This window comes from Pseudomonas sp. ASL7, from assembly GCF_056680375.1.
Genome location: NZ_CM155279.1, coordinates 159,447 through 178,878, shown reverse-complemented (window position 1 = coordinate 178,878; position 19,432 = coordinate 159,447). Strand labels below are relative to the sequence as shown.

Sequence of the window (19,432 nt, the reverse complement as noted above, 5' to 3'; positions counted from 1 at the left end):
AAATTGATCAGGCCTCATTATTATTCGCCGACGCTGATCTTCAGGCCAGCAGCGATTGCAAAGGGTGTCAGGGTTATCGCCAGGGCGGTCAGGCTGCCAAGCCACAACAGATAACCGGTCGCCGGCATGCCCTGCAAGGCTGCCTGCAAGGCGCCACTGCCAAGAATCAATACCGGGATGTACAGCGGCAGAATCAGCAGTGCCAGTAACAGGCCACCGCGCTTCAATCCCACCGTCAAGGCTGCGCCCACCGCACCGAGCAGGCTCAGCACTGGTGTACCGAGCAATAACGAAAGCAGCAACACTGGCAGACAGGCGGTTGGTAAACCGAGCATCAATGCCAGTAAAGGTGCGAGCAAAACCAGTGCCAGGCCGGAAAACGACCAGTGTGCCAGCACCTTGGCCAAAACCAGAAGAGGCAGGGGGTGCGGCGAAAGGACCCACTGCTCAAGGGATCCATCTTCGAAATCGCTGCGGAAAAGCCCGTCCAGCGAGAGCAGCACCGATAAAAGGGCTGCCACCCACACCAGTCCCGGAGACAAGGTTTGCAACAATTGAGACTCGGGGCCGACCGCCAACGGGAACAGGGACACCACGATCGCGAAGAACACGAGCGGATTGGCCAACTCCGCAGGGCGGCGGAACAACAAACGGGCCTCACGGGCGACCAACAGGCCGAAAACACTCATACGGCCCAGTTCCCCAGATCAATGTCACGATAGCCGGCCGGCATCCGGGTCAGCGTGTGGTGAGTGGTCAACACCACCATACCGCCCCGTTCGCAGTGTGCGGCCAGGTGCTCTTCGAGTTGTGCTACGCCTTGTTTGTCGAGCGCGGTGAACGGCTCGTCGAGAATCCACAGCGGCGGGCTGTCCAGATACAAGCGCGCCAATGCCACGCGTCGTTGTTGCCCGGCAGACAGGGTGTGGCAAGGGACATCCTCGAAACCACTCAGTCCGACCGCCGCCAGCGCCTGCCAGATGGCGTCATGGGAGGCTGGTTGATGCAGGGCGCAAAGCCAGCTCAAGTTCTCTTCCGGCGTCAGCAGGTCCTTGATGCCGGCGGCATGGCCGATCCACAACAGATTGCGCGCCAGCTCGCTGCGTTGCTCGTTCAGCGGCTGGCCGTTGAGCAGCACTTGACCGGCGGTCGGTTGCATCAGGCCACACAGCAAGCGTAAAAGGCTGGTCTTGCCGCTGCCGTTGGGGCCGCTGATTTGTACCATTTCGCCACTGGCCAGTCTCAATTCGAGATTTTCGAAGAGCAGCCGAAGGTCTCGCTCACAGGCGAGGGCAACGGTTTGCAGGACAGGACTGGTCAAGGGTTCACGGGCCTTATACGGTTCAAGTCGGCTCTGGCGCGGCCGTTAAAGGGATGCAGCATAGATGCAATGACGCTTTGTTCTAGTAGAGCTGCGTCAAACAATTGCAATGTTTTCGCCACTCTCGCAAAGACGGGCGGCATTATACATGCCATGCCCTACTCTCAAGCGTGCATTTTCCCAAGGTTGTGACCGCGTATGACAGGCGAAATGAACATCCTCCCGCTACCGCAGACTAACCCGGCGACTACACGTCCGCTGGTGGTCAGTGGCGAGCTGATCAAGCTGCTGACGCCGATGGAGGGCCTGATCACCGCCGGTCAGACCGCCAACGCCGAAGTGCTGTCGCTCAAGCAGGCGGATCAGACTTTTCAATTGCTGCTCAAGGTCACCCTCGACAGCGGCCGTCAGACCACGGTCCAGGCCACCAGCACCCAGCCGTTGGCTCAAGGCACCAGCTTGTTGGTCACTCAGCCCACGGCGAGCAATCTGGCGGTCACCGTGCAACAGGCCATCGCCTCCAGCGTCGCCACGCTTACCCGCATCGACACGGCACAACTGCCCGTCGGCACCTTGTTGCAGGGCAAAGTACTGACCTCGCAAGTCATGCCGCAGGTTCCGGGCCAACCGACGGTGTTTCGCTCGATAGTCAGCCTGATCAACACCGCGTTGAGTGGCAGCATGCTGAGCATCGACAGCCCGACACCCCTGCGCATCGGCACACTATTGAGCGCCTTGGTGCAGGACACGCAGACGTTGGAATTCGTGCCATTGAGCAGCCGCCAGGAGCAGCTGGCAGTCACCCAACAACTGGTCAGCCAGCAAAGCCGCCAAGGCTCGCTGGATGGTCTGATCAACGCCCTGCAAAATCTGCCGCAGTCGGATCAGACGTCCAGCGACCTGAGCGCTGCCGTGGACAAATTACTCGCGGGCCTGCCCGATGTTCAGCAACTGAGCTCACCAAAAGGCCTGGCCCAGGCGCTGGCCAATAGCGGCCTGTTCCTCGAAGCGAAACTGCTGACCGGGCAAAACCCGACGCTGGCACCGGACATGAAAAGCGATTTGCTCAAGCTGATCGCCCAACTGACACCGGGGCTGCCGGCCAACACCACCCTCGGCGCAATCATCGCCGCCAATACCCTCGTCCAGACGATGCCGAGCTTCGTGCGCAGCGCCCTCGGCATGCTCGGCCAAGTCAGCGCCAAACCGTCGCCGACCAGTTTCCCGATCCCGGAGCGTTTGTTGCAGAGCATGGACGGTGAAGGTGATCTGGAGCATTTGTTGCGACTGGCAGCGGCAGCGGTTTCGCGCCTGCAAAGCCACCAGTTGTCGAGCCTGGAACAGACCGGTGTCACTGACGACGGTCGCCTGCTCAGCACCTGGCAGCTGGAAATCCCGATGCGCAACTTGCAGGACATCGTGCCATTGCAGGTCAAGTTCCAGCGCGAAGAAGCGCCCGACAAAGAACAACCGCACGAACGCCGCGACGAACGCGAGCCCAAGCAACCACTGTGGCGAGTGAGTCTGGCGTTCGACATGGAGCCGTTAGGCCCGCTACAGGTTCAGGCGCAGCTGATCAAAGGCAGCCTTTCCAGCCAACTCTGGGCTGAGCGCCCTTACACCGCCCACCTGATCGAAAGCAATCTGGCCGGGCTACGCGAACGCTTGCAGGCCTCAGGCCTCAACGTCGGCGATCTTGATTGCCACCTCGGCACACCGCCGCAAGGCCCGCAAACCCGCCTCGAACAACGCTGGGTCGACGAAACCGCATGAGACATTCCGACACGCCGCGCCAGGCCATCGCACTCAAGTACGACGGCACCCACGCCCCTACCCTCACGGCCAAAGGTGATGAAGAACTGGCTGAAACCATTCTGAAAATCGCCCGCGATTATGACGTGCCAATCTACGAGAATGCCGAGCTGGTGAAGCTGCTGGCGAGGATGGAGCTGGGAGACAGCATTCCGGAAGAGTTGTACCGCACGATCGCCGAGATCATTGCGTTTGCGTGGCGTTTGAAGGGCAAGTTTCCGGCAGGACATGATCCGCATGCGGTAATGGTGGAAAAGGACATTACCGAGCGCGGGGATGATTACTAAGTTTTCGAGGACGCCATCGCGAGCAGGCTCGCTCCCACAGTGGATTGGCGGCATTCACACATTCCGTGTCCATCACCGGTCCCCTGTGAGAGCGAGCCTGCTCGCGATTGGCTGTGTCAGTTCTTGTGCAACTTGCTCATCAACTCCGCCTCGGCCTGGGTCAACCCGCAAGACTGAGTCAGTTCATCGACACTGGCGCCCATCCCGACCAGTTTTGCCGCCTGGGCAAACGACAGGCTCGACGGATCGCGCTGTTCCAGTTGAGCCAGCTTGTCCGGCAACGGCCCGACCACCGCACGCAGTTCGTGCAGGTCTTCACCCATGCGTACATTGCCGCTCTGGTAGTTGTCGACGCGCCTGGCCAGCTCCTTGATGCGCTGATCACGCAGCGCATCGCTCTTTGCCTGTTGCGCAGCGATCTGCCGTTGGCCGCGAATGTACGCCAGGAACATCACCAGCGTGCCTGCCCAAAACAGGAACAGGACAATGACCGCCACCTCAAGAATCAATCAGATGTTCTCCAGGTCCGACCATTCTTCTTCGCTCATCATCTTGTCCAGCTCGACCAGGATCAGCAATTCATTGTTCTTGTTGCACACGCCTTGAATGAACTTCGCGGACTCTTCATTACCCACGTTCGGCGCGGTTTCGATTTCCGACTGACGCAGGTAAACCACTTCGGCCACGCTGTCGACCATGATCCCGACAACCTGTTTGTCGGCTTCGATGATAACGATACGGGTGTTGTCGCTGATCTCGGCATTCATCAGGCCAAAGCGCTGACGGGTGTCGATCACGGTAACCACGTTACCGCGCAGGTTGATGATGCCCAGCACGTAGCTTGGAGCACCCGGGACCGGGGCGATTTCGGTGTAACGCAGGACTTCCTGAACGCGCATCACGTTGATGCCGTAGGTTTCGTTGTCCAGTTTGAAGGTTACCCATTGCAGGATCGGATCTTCGGAACCCTTTGCAGACGACGCCTTATCATTCATACCCTGACCCCTCGAAAAACCGCCCTAGCGGTGTGTGTTCTGTGCGATGGCAATCAACTTGCCCCGCGTGTTTTTATGTCGGTTTATGGGTTGGCTTGCTGCCGCCCAAGTCCATGTGCTTCGCCCCGCCACTGGCGATCAATTCGGCCAATTCGGAAACGTCGAGCAATGCACACATGTGTTCAATCACCGTGCCCGCCAACCATGGCCGTTGACCACGGTGGCTGCGCCATTTGATTTCGTTCGGGTCCAGGCGCAACGAGCGGCTGACCTGATGCACCGCCAGCCCCCACTCGTAGCCCTGAACCGAAATAACGTATTGCAGGCCCTGACGGAAATCTTCGCGATAGCGATCGGGCATGACCCAACGCGCGGTATCCAGCACCTTCAGGTTGCCGGCCTGGCTCGGCAGGATCCCGAGGAACCACTCCGGCTGCCCGAACAGCGGTGTCAGTTCGTGACCGGCCAGGGAATAAATCGAGCCCAGGCACACCAACGGCACGGCAAGGGTCAAACCGGCCACATCGAACAACAGGCATTCGAACGGCTCGGCAGCCCATGCCGGGCGACCGTCGGTTTCCACCGGTGGCGGCGTATTGCTGGGTGGCAGATGAACGTCGACGACTGGCGGCACCAGGGTTTGCAGCAACGGAGCGATGGTCGATACCGGCGCAAGGATCGGTGCTGGAGCTTCGAACAGCGCAACCGGGGCTTTTGCAACCGGTGCCGGAACCGGGGCAGCCACCACGGCCGGTTTATGTGCATCGCGAGCCTGCTCTTCGAGCACTGCCGCCTGGAACTCGTCCAGTGCAGCTTCAACCTCGACAGCCTCAACAACCGCGACCACTTCTACAAGCGCTTCAACTTCAACCGGCAATTCTTCGGTCGCATCCTGCAGCAAGCTGTCCAGATAAGACTGGAGCGCCAGTTGCGGACGGGAGGTGATTTTTACCGGCCGATTCATCTCAAGCCACCTGCGGAACGAGCTGCTGAGCAAGCAAATGCTTGAGCAGTGCGCGGTAAGCGAGAACACCACGGCTCTTGCCGTCGAATTGCGAAGGCGTCAGCCCGGCCCGGCTGGCGTCACGCAAGCGGGTATCGACCGGGATGTAGCCCTGCCAGATTTCTTCCGGGTACATGTCACGCAAGACGCGCAGCGTCCCCAGGGACGCTTGCGTGCGGCGGTCGAACAGGGTCGGCACGATACTGAAGGGCAGCGCCTGTTTGCGTGAGCGATTGATCATCGCCAGCGTATTGACCATCCGTTCCAGGCCTTTGACAGCCAGGTGTTCGGTCTGCACCGGGATCACCAACTGCTGGCTCGCCGCCAAGGCATTGACCATCAGCACGCCGAGCAATGGCGGGCTGTCGATAACGGCGTAATCGAAGTCCTGCCACAACTGCGCCAGGCTCTTGGCAATCACCAGGCCCAAACCGCTTTGGCCTGGCGACTGGCGTTCAAGGGTCGCCAGCGCGGTGCTCGACGGCAACAACGAAATACTCTCGTGACTGGTGGGCAACAACAACTGACCGGGCAAGCCTTGCGGCACGCTGCCCTTGTGCAGAAACAGGTCGTAGCTGCTGTGTTCCAGGCTGTCGGGGTCGTAGCCGAAGTAGCTGGTCATGGAGCCGTGGGGGTCGAGATCGACCATGACCACACGCTTGCCCGCCTCGGCCAGTAAACCGGCTAAAGCGATAGAGGAAGTGGTTTTACCGACACCACCCTTTTGATTGGCGACTGCCCAGACTCTCATTCAGATAGTTCCTCCCGGTCGAAATGGCCGACCGAGAAATAGCTCAGCGTGTTAATGCGGGTGACGGAGAATTGACGGCGCTCTCTCGTCCCGGCGACTTGACCGGGGTCGGTGCAGTTTGTGTGCCAGCACGCTTCAATGCGGCATCCGGTTTCGCATTCGCGGTTCCGGTACCGGTGAGGCTGCGACGGACATCGAGATTTCGTGATACCACCAGCACGACGCGACGGTTACGCGCCCGGCCTTCGGCGGTGGCGTTGTTGGCCACTGGCTGGAATTCACCGTAACCCACCGACGCCAGGCGACCCGGGTTCACCCCCTGCATCGCCAGCATGCGCACGATGCTGGCCGAACGGGCCGACGACAACTCCCAGTTGGTCGGGTATTGCGAGGTCCGGATCGGTTGGTCGTCGGTGAAACCTTCGACGTGAATCGGGTTGTCGAACGGCTTCAGAATCCCGGCGACCTTGTCGATGATGTTGAACGCGATGTCGCTGGGCATGGCGTCACCGCTGCCGAACAACAGGCTGGAATTGAGTTCGATCTCGACCCACAGTTCGTTGCCGCGAACGGTCATCTGGTTGGAGCTGATCAAGTCGCCGAACGCCGCGCTGATGTCATCGGCGATGCTCTTGAGCGGGTCGTTGGCAGCCTGGGCGATGCCGGCATCGATCTGCTCGCTGTCCTTGACCAACGGCTTGGCCGGGGTCACGGTCTTCGGCCGCTCGTCACCAATCGGGATCGGCTTGAGCGCATGGTCGGAGTCGGTAAAGACCCCGATCAATGCTTCCGAGATGACTTTGTACTTGCCTTCGTTGATCGAAGAGATCGAGTACATCACCACGAAAAAAGCGAACAGCAAGGTGATGAAGTCGGCATAGGACACCAGCCAGCGCTCGTGGTTGACGTGTTCTTCAGGCTGACGACGACGAGCCATAATCCATTACCCCCATCAATCCATGAAGCCCTGAAGCTTCAACTCAATAGAGCGAGGGTTTTCACCTTCGGCGATCGACAGGATGCCTTCAAGCAACATTTCGCGATAACGCGACTGGCGCAACGCTATGGACTTGAGTTTGGCGGCAATCGGCAGCAGCACCAGGTTGGCACTGGCCACGCCGTAGATGGTGGCGACGAAGGCGACGGCGATGCCGTTGCCCAGTTGCGATGGATCACCCAGGTTGCCCATGACATGGATCAGGCCCATCACCGCACCGATGATGCCGATGGTCGGCGCGTAGCCACCCATGCTTTCGAAGACTTTGGCCGCTTCGATGTCGCGGCTTTCCTGAGTGTAGAAATCCACTTCCAGGATGCTGCGAATCGCTTCCGGCTCCGCCCCGTCCACCAGCAGTTGCAAGCCTTTGCGCGAGTAGCTGTCGGGCTCGGTATCGGCCATCCCTTCCAGACCGAGCAAACCTTCCTTGCGCGCCGTCAGACTCCAGTTCACGACACGATCGATACCACCGGCCAGATCCACGCGAGGCGGAAACAGGATCCAGGCCAGTATCTGCATGGCGCGCTTGAAAGCGCTCATCGGTGATTGCAGCAGCGCTGCACCGATGGTCCCGCCGAGCACGATCAACGCCGCCGGGCCGTTGGCCAGCGCGCCGAGGTGCCCTCCCTCAAGGTAGTTGCCGCCAATAATGGCGACGAACGCCATGATGATCCCGATAAGGCTTAGAACATCCATCAGACACACGCCTCGACCAGGTGCTTGCCAATGTCGTCGAGGCTGTACACGGCATCGGCGAGTTCAGCTTTGACGATGGCCATCGGCATGCCGTAGATCACGCAACTGGCTTCGTCCTGAGCCCAGATCGAACTGCCGCCCTGCTTGAGCAGACGCGCGCCTTCGCGACCGTCGGCGCCCATGCCGGTCAGCACGACCGCCAGAACTTTGTCACCGTAGGACTTGGCCGCGGAACCGAAGGTAATGTCCACGCACGGTTTGTAATTCAGACGCTCGTCGCCAGGGAGGATTTTCACCGCACCACGGCCGTCGATCATCATTTGCTTGCCACCCGGTGCCAGCAACGCCAGGCCCGGACGCAGGATGTCACCATCCTCGGCTTCCTTGACACTGATACGGCACAGCTTGTCCAGACGCTCGGCGAACGCCTTGGTGAAGGCAGCCGGCATGTGCTGGACCAATACGATCGGCGCCGGGAAATTGGCCGGCAATTGGGTCAGCACCCGCTGCAGCGCCACCGGGCCGCCAGTGGAGGTGCCAATGGCAACTAATTTGTAGGCTTTGCGTTTCGGCGCGGGCGACAACGGACCGGCTGATCCAGGCGCGTGCGTACGCACAGGGATCGGTGCCGGTGCCGGACGCGCCGGCACGCTGCTGCCATAACTGCTGACGCTCGAAAGCGTCGGGGTCGGGGGCGGCGTAACGACGGGAGCCGGAGCGCTGTAAGTGCTGGCACGACGGTTACTGCGCGAGATGCTGAGAATCTTCTCGCACAGCAGTTGCTTGACCTTCTCGGGATTGCGCGAGATGTCTTCGAAATTTTTCGGCAGGAAATCCACCGCGCCAGCGTCCAGTGCGTCCAGGGTGACCCGGGCGCCTTCGTGCGTCAGCGAGGAAAACATCAATACGGGTGTCGGGCAGCGCTGCATGATGTGCCGCACTGCCGTGATGCCATCCATCATCGGCATCTCGTAGTCCATGGTGATCACATCGGGCTTGAGCGCCAGTGCCTGATCGATCGCCTCTTTTCCGTTGGTCGCCGTGCCGACGACCTGGATATTCGGATCCGCTGAAAGAATTTCCGAGACGCGGCGGCGGAAAAACCCCGAATCGTCCACCACCAGGACCTTGACTGCCATAAACACTCCGTTAGACGGAGCGAGGCACAGTCGCCCCGCCCCGCCAGAATCAAATACGCCGTGCGGCGTAACGCTTGAGCATGCTCGGAACATCGAGAATCAGTGCAATGCGGCCGTCACCGGTAATGGTGGCGCCGGACATGCCCGGAGTTCCCTGGAGCATTTTGCCCAATGGCTTGATGACCACTTCTTCCTGGCCCACCAACTGATCGACGACGAAGCCGATTCGCTGGGTGCCCACCGAAAGGATCACCACATGGCCTTCGCGCTGCTCTTCGTGAGCGGCGGAGCTGACCAGCCAGCGCTTGAGGTAAAACAGAGGCAGCGCCTTGTCCCGCACGATCACCACTTCCTGACCGTCCACCACGTTGGTGCGCGACAGGTCGAGGTGGAAAATCTCGTTGACGTTTACCAGCGGGAACGCAAACGCCTGATTGCCGAGCATGACCATCAGCGTCGGCATGATCGCCAGGGTCAACGGGACCTTGATGACGATCTTCGAGCCCTGCCCCTTGGCCGAGAAGATATTGATCGAACCGTTGAGCTGGGAAATCTTGGTTTTCACCACGTCCATGCCGACGCCACGGCCCGACACGTCGGAGATCTCGGTCTTGGTCGAGAACCCTGGCGCGAAAATCAGGTTGTAGCACTCGGTATCGCTCAGGCGATCGGCCGCGTCCTTGTCCATCACACCGCGTTTTACTGCGATGGATCGCAAGACGTTCGGGTCCATGCCTTTGCCGTCATCGGAGATCGACAACAGGATGTGGTCGCCTTCCTGCTCCGCCGCAAGGATCACCTTGCCGCCGCGGGACTTGCCCGAGGCTTCGCGCTCTTCCGGCGACTCGATGCCGTGGTCGACCGCGTTGCGCACCAAGTGGACCAGCGGATCGGCCAGCGCCTCGACAAGGTTTTTGTCGAGATCGGTTTCTTCGCCGACCAATTCCAGGTTGATTTCTTTCTTGAGCTGGCGAGCCAGGTCGCGAACCAGGCGCGGGAAGCGCCCGAAAACCTTCTTGATCGGTTGCATCCGGGTCTTCATGACCGCGGTTTGCAGGTCAGCCGTGACCACGTCGAGGTTCGACACGGCCTTGGACATGGCCTCATCAGCGCTGTTGGCGCCCAGACGAACCAGACGGTTACGCACCAGTACCAACTCGCCGACCATGTTCATGATTTCGTCGAGACGCGCCGTATCGACCCGAACCGTGGTCTCGGCTTCGCTGGCCGGCTTTTCGGCGGGCGGCGCGGACGGTGCACGGGCCGGAGCCGCTGCAGCAGGCTTCGCTGTTTCGGCTTGAGGCTCGGGCGCCTTGGCCACCGGTTTCGGTGCAGCCTTGGCAACAGAAGCCGGCACTGAAGCAACAGCAGAGGCAGTCGCCGAAGCGCTACCGACTTCAGTGAACTTGCCTTTGCCATGCAATTCGTCGAGCAGCGATTCGAATTCGTGATCGGAGATCAGATCGCTGCCCGCCGCCGCTGCGGCGGGCGCGGCCGGGGTCGGCACCGCGGCAATGGCCGACTCCAGCGCGTCGACCGCAAAGTTGCCCTTGCCGTGCAACTGATCGAGCAGTGCCTCGAATTCGTCGTCGGTAATGTCGGAGCTGTCGCCTGCCGCTTTCGGGGCAGCCGCGGGTGCGGTGGGTGCGGCTATCGCATCGACGGCGAACTGGCCTTTGCCGTGCAGTTGATCGAGCAACGACTCGAACTCGGCATCGGTAATTTCGTCGCTGGCGGCTGCATTGCCGGCAGGCAGCGAAGCAGGCTGCGCAGCCACCACGGGGGCCTCGGCTTGTGCCTTGACGGCATTCAGCGAGTCCAGCAGTTGTTCGAATTCGTTATCGGTGATGTCGCCCGACTCGCTTTCAGCGACAGGCGCTTCGAAGACTTCGGCAACCGGCGCCGACTCATCAGCGGTTTGCGGCTCGGCCAGACGGGCAAGCGCTGCGAGCAATTCAGGCGTTGCAGCCGTGATCGGGCTGCGTTCGCGGACTTCGGTAAACATGCTGTTCACCGCGTCCAGCGCTTCGAGAACCACGTCCATCAGTTCCGAGTCGACGCGACGCTCACCCTTGCGCAGGATGTCGAACACGTTCTCGGCGATGTGACAGCACTCCACCAGCTCGTTGAGCTGGAGGAAGCCGGCGCCCCCTTTTACAGTGTGAAAACCGCGAAAAATTGCATTGAGCAAGTCCGCATCATCAGGTCGACTTTCAAGCTCGACCAGCTGTTCGGACAGTTGCTCTAGAATCTCGCCGGCCTCAACCAGAAAATCCTGAAGGATCTCTTCATCGGCGCCGAAGCTCATTAAGGGTGTGCTCCTAACAGGTCTAAAAACCTAAAATACCTAAAGTTCTAAAACCCTAGGCTGGATAGCAAATCGTCCACATCGTCCTGACCGGACACAACGTCTTCTCTTTTATCGGCATGAATCTGCGGACCTTCACCCTGAGAGAGATGTTTTTGTGGATCTTTTTCTGCAAGTATCGCTTCACGGTCATGTTCGATGCCCGCAAAGCGATCTACCTGACTGGCCATAAGCACGAGCTTGAGCAGGTTGCTTTCAACTTCGGTGACCAATTGGGTCACACGCTTGATCACCTGGCCGGTGAGGTCCTGGTAATCCTGCGCGAGCAAAATGTCGTTGAGATTGCTCGACACGACGCGATTGTCTTCACGGCTGCGCGTCAGGAAACCGTCGACGCGCCGGGCCAGTTCGCGGAACTCTTGCGCACCGACTTCGCGACGCATGAACCGCCCCCAGTCCGTGCTCAAGGCCTGGGCTTCTTCGCTCAGGCTGTTGACCAGCGGCGTGGCGTTTTCCACCAGATCCATGGTGCGGTTGGCCGCCGCCTCGGTCAGCTTGACCACGTAGCCCAGACGCTCCGTGGCATCAGTGATCTGCGAGACTTCCTCGGCTTGCGGCATGGTCGGGTCAATCTGGAAATTGACGATCGCGCTATGCAGCTCCCGGGTGAGCTTGCCCACTTCCTGATACAGGCCGCGGTCACGGGTCTGATTGAGCTCATGGATCAATTGCACAGCGTCGCCGAATTTGCCTTTTTCAAGGCTCTCGACCAATTCGACCGCGTGTTTTTTCAGGGTCGATTCAAAATCGCCCAGTGAAGATTCTTTATGCTCCATAGCTCCCCCGTGGCGCAGTCCATCAACCGATGCGTTCGAAAATCTTCTCGATTTTTTCTTTCAACGCCTGGGCCGTGAAGGGTTTGACCACATAGCCGTTAACGCCGGCCTGGGCCGCTTCGATGATCTGCTCGCGCTTGGCTTCAGCGGTAACCATCAGCACCGGCAGGTGCTTGAGCTTTTCATCGGCGCGCACGTGGCGCAGCAGATCGATACCGGTCATGCCAGGCATGTTCCAGTCCGTTACCAGAAAGTCGATGCTCCCGCTGTTAAGAACCGGAATGGCAGTGGTGCCATCGTCGGCCTCGACCGTGTTGGTGAACCCAAGGTCACGCAACAGGTTTTTAATGATCCGCCGCATCGTTGAGAAGTCATCAACGATGAGGATTTTCATGTTCTTGTCCAATTCGACCTCCAAGCAGTCTTAAACGCGCCCAGCACCTGGACGCGCCATTTCAATCAATCTGGCAAAGCACTCAATGACTGTCTGGAGCACAACAGATCGAGACCGGCGCAGTTCAACACCACACCAGCCACGTTCGCAGTGTCCCCACACTGCCTTCAGCGCGCTCGCCACTCCCCCAAACGCCCCCGTAAACGGGCCGCGCACTGGCTATGTAACTGGCTGACCCGCGATTCACTGACCCCCAGGACCTCACCGATTTCCTTCAGATTCAGCTCTTCGTCGTAGTACAGCGCCAACACCAGTCGCTCACGCTCCGGCAAATTGGCAATCGCGTCCGCCAGCGCCGCCTGGAAGCGTTCATCTTCCAGATCGCGTGACGGCTCGAGATGAGCACTTGCGCCATCCTCGTGCAGCCCTTCGTGTTCGCCGTCCTGCAACAGATCGTCGAAACTGAATAAGCGGCTACCCAGGGTGTCGTTCAAAATCCCGTAATAATCGTCGAGACTCAATTGGAGTTCGGCCGCAACTTCGTGATCTTTAGCGTCACGACCGGTTTTAGCTTCAATCGAGCGAATTGCGTCGCTGACCATCCGGGTATTGCGGTGGACCGAACGTGGCGCCCAATCCCCCTTGCGGACTTCATCGAGCATTGCGCCGCGGATTCGAATGCCCGCGTACGTCTCGAAACTCGCGCCTTTGCTGGGGTCGTATTTGTTCGATACTTCCAGCAGACCGATCATCCCGGCCTGGATCAGGTCTTCGACCTGGACACTGGCCGGCAGACGGGCCAGCAAGTGGTAAGCAATGCGTTTAACCAGTGGCGCGTAACGCTCGATCAGCTCGTACTGCGCGTCACGTGCCGACTTCTTGTAGAAGTTGTAACCGCTGGCTGTCATAGAACCGGTCCTGCCGTTTGTTGCACGAGGCGCTCGACAAAAAACTCCAGATGCCCGCGGGGATTGGCAGGCAGCGGCCACGTATCAACCTTCTGCGCAATGGCCTTGAACGCCAGAGAGCACTTGGAACGCGGGAACGCCTCATAGACGGCACGTTGCTTCTGTACGGCCTTGCGCACGCTTTCGTCGTATGGCACTGCACCGACGTATTGTAAGGCGACGTCGAGGAAGCGATCCGTGACCTTGGTCAACTTGGCGAACAGATTGCGACCTTCCTGCGGGCTCTGGGCCATGTTGGCCAGGACGCGGAAGCGGTTCATGCCGTAATCGCGGTTAAGCAGTTTGATCAGTGCATAGGCGTCCGTGATCGAAGTCGGTTCATCGCACACCACCAGCAGGACTTCCTGCGCGGCGCGGACGAAACTGACCACCGAATCACCAATGCCCGCGGCCGTGTCGATCACCAATACGTCGAGGTTGTCGCCGATATCGCTGAACGCCTGGATCAGGCCGGCGTGTTGAGCCGGGCTCAGATGAACCATGCTCTGGGTGCCGGACGCAGCCGGGACGATGCGGATGCCGCCAGGGCCCTGCAACAGAACGTCGCGCAGCTCACATCGGCCTTCGATCACGTCGGCCAGGGTGCGTTTGGGTGTCAGTCCCAGCAGGACGTCGACGTTCGCCAAACCCAGGTCGGCGTCCAACAGCATGACGCGACGGCCGAGTTCAGCCAGGGCCAGTGACAAATTCACTGACACGTTAGTCTTGCCGACGCCACCTTTGCCGCCGGTCACCGCGATCACCTGTACGGGATGCATGCTGCCCATGTTATTTCTTTACCTTGTCTTGCATAGACGGAGGCCACATTACTGGCTGCGCGTTCACAGATGGAACAATGCATGGCAGACCATCGATGTAGGTATAAAAACTGTTCATTACTACCTCAGCCGACCTGTTTGGTCGGGCTGTGGTAAATATCAGCGAACATGTCAGCCATGGCTTCTTCGCTGGGTTCTTCCTGCATTTGCACACTCACGGCGCGACTGACCAACTGATGACGGCGCGGCAGATGCAAATCATCCGGGATCCGTGGGCCATCGGTCAGGTACGCCACCGGCAATTCATGACTGATGGCCAGGCTCAACACCTCGCCCAGACTTGCCGTTTCATCCAGTTTAGTCAGGATGCACCCGGCCAGCCCGCAGCGCTTGTAACTGTGATAAGCGGCCGTTAGAACCTGTTTCTGGCTGGTGGTTGCCAGAACCAGGTAATTTTTCGATTTGATGCCACGACCCGCGAGGCTTTCGAGCTGCATGCGCAGTGCCGGGTCGCTGGCCTGAAGGCCGGCGGTATCGATCAGCACCACGCGCTTGCGCAGCAATGGATCCAGCGCCTGAACCAGCGACTGGCCCGGGTCGACGTGTGTCACCGACACATTGAGGATCCGGCCGAGGGTCTTGAGCTGTTCCTGAGCACCGATACGGTAGCTGTCCATGCTCACCAGTGCGATGTTTTGCGCGCCGTACTTGAGCACGTAGCGGGCGGCCAGTTTGGCCAGGGTGGTGGTCTTGCCCATACCGGCAGGACCGACCATGGCAATCACACCGCCCTCTTCCAGAGGCTCGATCTCCGGTGTGAGGATCATTCGCGCCAGGTACGCCAGCAACATGCGCCAGGCCTGGCGGGGCTCTTCAATGTCGGTAATCATCGCCAGCAAATCGCGCGACAACGGGCCGGACAGGCCGATGCGTTGCAGGCGACGCCAGAGGTTAGCCTGGGCCGGACGGCTGCCTTGCAGCTGATTCCACGCCAAGGAGCCAAGCTGTACTTCCATCAACTCGCGCAGGCTATTGAGCTCGAAACGCATCGAGTCGAACGCCCGAGGATCCACACCGGATGAGGCCGGTGCAGGGGCCGGCGCAGGACGACGGGGTTGGGTGTATGTCGGTTCGATCAATGGCTCGGCAGCGGTCAGCGGCAGGCCGGCGAACAACTGGCGGTTGGTGCTATTGTCGCTCTCGCCGTCGCCTCGCAGGCTCAGTTCGGCCTGGGCGGTCACGATCCGCGATTGGGTCTTGCGCAGCTCGTCTTCGAGTTCCATGTTCGGAACACGCGGTGCCAGCGCCGACAACTTGTAATCCAGGGCAGCCGTCAACTCGACACCACCGGCGATCCGGCGATTGCCAATGATAGCGGCGTCAGCGCCCAGCTCATCACGAACCAGTTTCATGGCCTGACGCATATCGGCGGCGAAAAAACGCTTAACTTGCATAAACCACTACCTCAGCCGTTGGGCCCTACTGTCGCAACGATGGTCACTTGCTTGTTGTCAGGAATTTCCTGGTAAGCCAACACATGCAAACCCGGGACTGCCAGTCGGCCGAATCGCGAAAGCATGGCGCGAACCGGACCGGCTACCAGCAGAATCACCGGTTGACCTTGCATTTCCTGACGCTGTGCCGCATCGATCAACGAGCGTTGCAGCTTCTCTGCCATGCTTGGTTCCAACAGAACGCCTTCTTCCGAGCCTTGTCCTGCCTTCTGAAGACTATTGAGCAATATCTGTTCCAACCTTGGCTCCAAGGTGATAACTGGCAGCTCGGACTCAGTCCCTACAATGCTTTGGACGATAGCGCGCGAGACGCCAACGCGCACCGCGGCCACCAATGCGGCAGTATCTTGACTCTTGGCGGCATTGTTCGCGATTGCTTCGGCAATGCTGCGAATGTCGCGTACCGGCACTTGCTCCGCCAACAGCGCTTGCAACACCTTGAGCAATTGCGACAGCGAAACCACGCCCGGCACCAGCTCTTCCGCCAGTTTCGGCGAGCTTTTCGCCAGCAACTGCATCAGTTGCTGCACTTCTTCGTGACCGATCAGCTCGCTGGAGTGCTTGTACAGAATCTGGTTCAAGTGCGTGGCCACCACCGTACTGGCATCGACCACCGTATAACCGAGTGATTGCGCCTGGGAACGCTGACTGACCTCGATCCAGACCGCCTCCAGGCCGAAAGCCGGATCTTTGGCGGTGATGCCATTGAGCGAACCGTAGACTTGCCCAGGGTTGATCGCCAGTTCGCGATCCGGGTAAATCTCCGCTTCGGCCAGGATCACCCCCATCAGCGTCAGCCGATAAGCACTCGGCGCCAGGTCGAGGTTGTCACGGATGTGCACGGTCGGCATCAGGAAGCCCAGATCCTGGGAAAGCTTCTTGCGCACGCCTTTGATCCGCGCCAGCAACTGGCCACCCTGGTTGCGGTCCACCAGAGGAATCAGGCGATAGCCGACTTCCAGGCCAATCATGTCGATCGGGGTGACGTCGTCCCAGCCAAGCTCCTTGGTTTCCTGAGCGCGGGCCGGCGAAGGCAACAGTTCCTGCTGACGCTTGACCTCTTGCAGGGCTTGAACCTTGACGATGTTGTGCTTCTTCCAGAACAGGTACGCACCGCCTGCCGCCAGGGCTGCCATGCTGAGGAAGGAGAAGTGCGGCATGCCGGGCACCAGGCCCATGACCGCCATCAAGCCAGCAGCCACCGCCAACGCTTTGGGCGAGGCGAACATCTGGCGATTGATTTGCTTGCCCATGTCTTCCGAACCGGAAGCACGCGTCACCATGATCGCTGCAGCTGTGGATAAAAGCAGTGATGGCAATTGCGCCACCAAACCGTCACCGATGGTCAGCAGCGCGTAAACCTTGCCGGCGTCGGCGAAGCCCATGCCGTGCTGGAAGATACCCACCGCCATGCCGCCGATCAGGTTAATGAACAGAATCAGCAGGCCGGCAATGGCGTCACCGCGCACGAATTTGCTGGCACCGTCCATGGAACCGTAGAACTCGGCTTCCTGAGCCACTTCCATCCGGCGCAATTTGGCCTGGTTCTGATCGATCAAACCGGCGTTCAGGTCGGCGTCGATCGCCATTTGTTTGCCGGGCATCGCATCGAGGGTGAAGCGTGCGCTCACCTCGGAAATCCGCCCGGCACCCTTGGTCACCACGACGAAGTTGATGATCATCAAAATCGCGAAGACCACGATACCGACCACGTAGTTACCGCCGATCACCACCTCGCCGAAGGCCTGGATCACCTTGCCGGCTGCGGCATGGCCGTCCTGCCCGTGCAGCATCACCACCCGCGTGGAGGCCACGTTCAGCGCCAGTCGCAACAGTGTCGCAATCAGCAGAATGGTCGGGAACACCGCGAAATCCAGCGGCCGCAAGGCGTAGACACAGACCAGCAACACGACAATCGACAACGCAATGTTGAACGTGAAAAACACGTCGAGCAGGAACGGTGGCACCGGCAACATCATCATCGCCAGCATGACCAGCAGCAACAACGGCACGCCCAGATTGCCCCGACTTAAGTCGGCAACGTTGGTGCGGGCACTGTTGAGTAACTGAGAGCGATCCACCGGTTTTCCCCGTTCCTTTAAAGCAATCTTTTGACGCCACAAGCAGGCGCAGAGCGGGTACTGCAAGAAGCTTTCCAACTTTAGGCGGGGTTTTAAATAGCGGGATTTCGCAGACAAAAAAGATCGCAGCCTTCGGCAGCTACAGGTGTACGCATTTCACTGTAGGTGCCGAAGGCTGCGATCTTTTGATTTGGAGAACAGGAATGTCTGGACTCACGGCTTACCTCATGTAGCAGCTGCCGAGCCTGCGAGGCTGCGTCCGGCTGCGCAGCAGTCGTGAAATCCTGGCGAGGACTTCGTCCTCGAACGCAGCCTCGCGGGCTCGGCAGCTGCTACAAGCGTCGCTCGGGAATCGTGCTGCCTATCCGGTGAGCCAAGCTCGACGCAGAAGCCAATCGAACGGGCAAACCCCAGCGAACCTATCAGTTCTGCTAGTACCCAACCCTTGCGAAACCGCCAATACTGAGTGCCAGTCCTTCGGACCTTTGGAGCACTCACTCATGCCCTCACAGCACGAAACTCCGCTCTGCCAATATCGCTACGACGCCCTCGACCGGCTGATCGCCAATGAGCTGCCGAGTACGCCCGGGTGCCAACGCTTTTATTGCAAAAGCCGGCTGGCCACCGAGATCCAGGGCGCGAACCAATATTCGATATTCCAGCACGGTGACCACCTGCTGGCGCAACAGCAGAGCGAGGGCGAAGCACTCGATGCCACGCTGCTGGCCACCGATCAACAGCGTTCGGTGTTGCACGCGCTTAAGACCAATTATCCACGACAATCCATCGCCTATGCGCCCTATGGCCACCGCTCCGTTGAAAACGGGTTACTCAGCCTGCTCGGGTTCAACGGCGAACGGCCGGATCCAGTGACTGGGCATTATTTGTTGGGGAATGGGTATCGGGCGTTTAATCCCGTGTTGTTGCGATTTAATAGTCCGGATAGTTTGAGTCCGTTTGGGAAGGGTGGACTGAACGCGTACACGTACTGCTTGGGAGACCCAGTCAATCTTAGCGATCCCAACGGACACATTTCTTTTTTCGCCGACGCATCAAACCTAATGCAAAGCTTACTAAAACGCATCAATATACAAAAAGAAGTAAAATCCACAACAATGCTCAATCATCTCAAAAAACCTGCAACAACGACTCCCACTGCTAAAAAATTACAACGCAATAAATACCTAATATCTGCAGACCCTAATCGCACCCCCCTCCCAATGAAAGAGATGACCGAGCGCAGCTTCCCTAACTGGATAGAAATCCAAGATAAACATGGCGAGCTAAAAATGATCAATCCAAAAGCAACCCTTCAAGAACTGAGCTATTCCATGTTAGAAGGCAAAGCTTTAAAAAAGCTGCACAACACCGGAATGCTTCCAATGATCGACGACACTGTAAATATGGCAAACTACCTAAATGCCGAATGGAAATTAAGAGGCACTTACAATAAGCAAGCAATAATAGATCTAAAAGCAAAAGCTCTGAATGGTGAAATAAGAGGGGTTCATCCCGATTCACCAGCCCTTCGTGATTATGACCCAATCCTAGTAAGGTAAATTCGCTCATCGA

General features: G+C 59.1%; 19 protein-coding genes. 3 read left to right on the top strand and 16 right to left on the bottom strand.

Going from position 1 to position 19,432, the window contains the following annotated elements; translation table 11 throughout:
• Positions 1 to 20: 20 nt before the first annotated feature.
• Together ccmB and ccmA are read right to left on the bottom strand one after the other, a co-directional pair.
• On the bottom strand, positions 21 to 689 hold the full coding sequence (gene ccmB, locus AC1MDT_RS00835; RefSeq protein WP_059407539.1) for a heme exporter protein CcmB: 669 nt from the start codon (positions 687 to 689) through the stop codon (positions 21 to 23).
• Positions 686 to 1,321, bottom strand: coding sequence for a cytochrome c biogenesis heme-transporting ATPase CcmA (gene ccmA, locus AC1MDT_RS00830; protein ID WP_480420265.1), 636 nt, complete (start codon positions 1,319 to 1,321; stop codon positions 686 to 688). Before ccmA ends, ccmB begins: the two co-directional genes overlap by 4 nt.
• 198 nt (positions 1,322 to 1,519) lie before the next feature.
• On the opposite strand from ccmA, the gene fliK reads away from it, so the two are divergent.
• Positions 1,520 to 3,094, top strand: coding sequence for a flagellar hook-length control protein FliK (fliK, locus tag AC1MDT_RS00825; protein WP_480420264.1), 1,575 nt, complete (start codon positions 1,520 to 1,522; stop codon positions 3,092 to 3,094).
• Positions 3,091 to 3,420, top strand: coding sequence for an EscU/YscU/HrcU family type III secretion system export apparatus switch protein (locus tag AC1MDT_RS00820; RefSeq protein ID WP_480420263.1), 330 nt, complete (start codon positions 3,091 to 3,093; stop codon positions 3,418 to 3,420). Before fliK ends, AC1MDT_RS00820 begins: the two co-directional genes overlap by 4 nt.
• A gap of 116 nt (positions 3,421 to 3,536) precedes the next feature.
• On the opposite strand, the gene AC1MDT_RS00815 is transcribed toward AC1MDT_RS00820, so the two are convergent.
• From AC1MDT_RS00815 to flhA, 14 genes are all read right to left on the bottom strand, one after another.
• Positions 3,537 to 3,929 (bottom strand): DUF2802 domain-containing protein, encoded by a 393-nt coding sequence (locus AC1MDT_RS00815; RefSeq protein ID WP_480420262.1) that lies wholly within the window; start codon positions 3,927 to 3,929, stop codon positions 3,537 to 3,539.
• Positions 3,930 to 4,415 carry a chemotaxis protein CheW gene (locus tag AC1MDT_RS00810; protein ID WP_131061597.1) on the bottom strand — a complete coding sequence of 162 codons (486 nt, stop codon included), beginning with the start codon at positions 4,413 to 4,415 and terminating at the stop codon, positions 3,930 to 3,932.
• 73 nt (positions 4,416 to 4,488) lie between these two features.
• A complete protein-coding gene (locus AC1MDT_RS00805; protein ID WP_480420261.1) occupies positions 4,489 to 5,379 on the bottom strand; it encodes a CheW domain-containing protein in 891 nt (296 codons plus the stop codon).
• Position 5,380: 1 nt separating this feature from the next.
• Complete coding sequence (locus AC1MDT_RS00800; RefSeq protein WP_480420260.1) at positions 5,381 to 6,169, bottom strand: ParA family protein; 789 nt, start codon at positions 6,167 to 6,169, stop codon at positions 5,381 to 5,383.
• Between the two features lie 43 nt (positions 6,170 to 6,212).
• On the bottom strand, positions 6,213 to 7,106 hold the full coding sequence (gene motD, locus AC1MDT_RS00795; RefSeq protein WP_480420259.1) for a flagellar motor protein MotD: 894 nt from the start codon (positions 7,104 to 7,106) through the stop codon (positions 6,213 to 6,215).
• A gap of 15 nt (positions 7,107 to 7,121) precedes the next feature.
• On the bottom strand, positions 7,122 to 7,862 hold the full coding sequence (locus tag AC1MDT_RS00790; protein ID WP_414906079.1) for a flagellar motor protein: 741 nt from the start codon (positions 7,860 to 7,862) through the stop codon (positions 7,122 to 7,124).
• Positions 7,862 to 9,001, bottom strand: a complete 1,140-nt coding sequence (locus AC1MDT_RS00785; RefSeq protein ID WP_480420258.1) for a protein-glutamate methylesterase/protein-glutamine glutaminase — start codon at positions 8,999 to 9,001, stop codon at positions 7,862 to 7,864. Before AC1MDT_RS00785 ends, AC1MDT_RS00790 begins: the two co-directional genes overlap by 1 nt.
• A gap of 49 nt (positions 9,002 to 9,050) precedes the next feature.
• Positions 9,051 to 11,309 carry a chemotaxis protein CheA gene (locus tag AC1MDT_RS00780; RefSeq protein WP_480420257.1) on the bottom strand — a complete coding sequence of 753 codons (2,259 nt, stop codon included), beginning with the start codon at positions 11,307 to 11,309 and terminating at the stop codon, positions 9,051 to 9,053.
• Between the two features lie 47 nt (positions 11,310 to 11,356).
• On the bottom strand, positions 11,357 to 12,145 hold the full coding sequence (locus AC1MDT_RS00775) for a protein phosphatase CheZ (protein ID WP_480420256.1): 789 nt from the start codon (positions 12,143 to 12,145) through the stop codon (positions 11,357 to 11,359).
• A 22-nt stretch (positions 12,146 to 12,167) separates the two neighbouring features.
• Positions 12,168 to 12,539 (bottom strand): chemotaxis response regulator CheY, encoded by a 372-nt coding sequence (locus AC1MDT_RS00770; RefSeq protein WP_003183998.1) that lies wholly within the window; start codon positions 12,537 to 12,539, stop codon positions 12,168 to 12,170.
• Between the two features lie 167 nt (positions 12,540 to 12,706).
• A complete protein-coding gene (gene fliA, locus AC1MDT_RS00765; protein WP_480420255.1) occupies positions 12,707 to 13,447 on the bottom strand; it encodes an RNA polymerase sigma factor FliA in 741 nt (246 codons plus the stop codon).
• Positions 13,444 to 14,274: a flagellar synthesis regulator FleN gene (gene fleN / locus AC1MDT_RS00760; RefSeq protein WP_008001746.1), complete on the bottom strand. Its 831-nt coding sequence runs from the start codon at positions 14,272 to 14,274 to the stop codon at positions 13,444 to 13,446. Before fleN ends, fliA begins: the two co-directional genes overlap by 4 nt.
• Positions 14,275 to 14,390: 116 nt before the next feature.
• Positions 14,391 to 15,719 (bottom strand): flagellar biosynthesis GTPase FlhF, encoded by a 1,329-nt coding sequence (gene flhF / locus AC1MDT_RS00755; RefSeq protein ID WP_480420254.1) that lies wholly within the window; start codon positions 15,717 to 15,719, stop codon positions 14,391 to 14,393.
• Between the two features lie 11 nt (positions 15,720 to 15,730).
• Entirely contained in the window at positions 15,731 to 17,860 is a 2,130-nt protein-coding gene (gene flhA, locus AC1MDT_RS00750; RefSeq protein ID WP_480420253.1) for a flagellar biosynthesis protein FlhA, read from the bottom strand.
• 500 nt (positions 17,861 to 18,360) lie between these two features.
• Between flhA and AC1MDT_RS00745 the strand changes: the two genes are divergently transcribed.
• Positions 18,361 to 19,419: an RHS repeat-associated core domain-containing protein gene (locus tag AC1MDT_RS00745; protein ID WP_480420252.1), complete on the top strand. Its 1,059-nt coding sequence runs from the start codon at positions 18,361 to 18,363 to the stop codon at positions 19,417 to 19,419.
• Positions 19,420 to 19,432 lie beyond the last annotated feature (13 nt).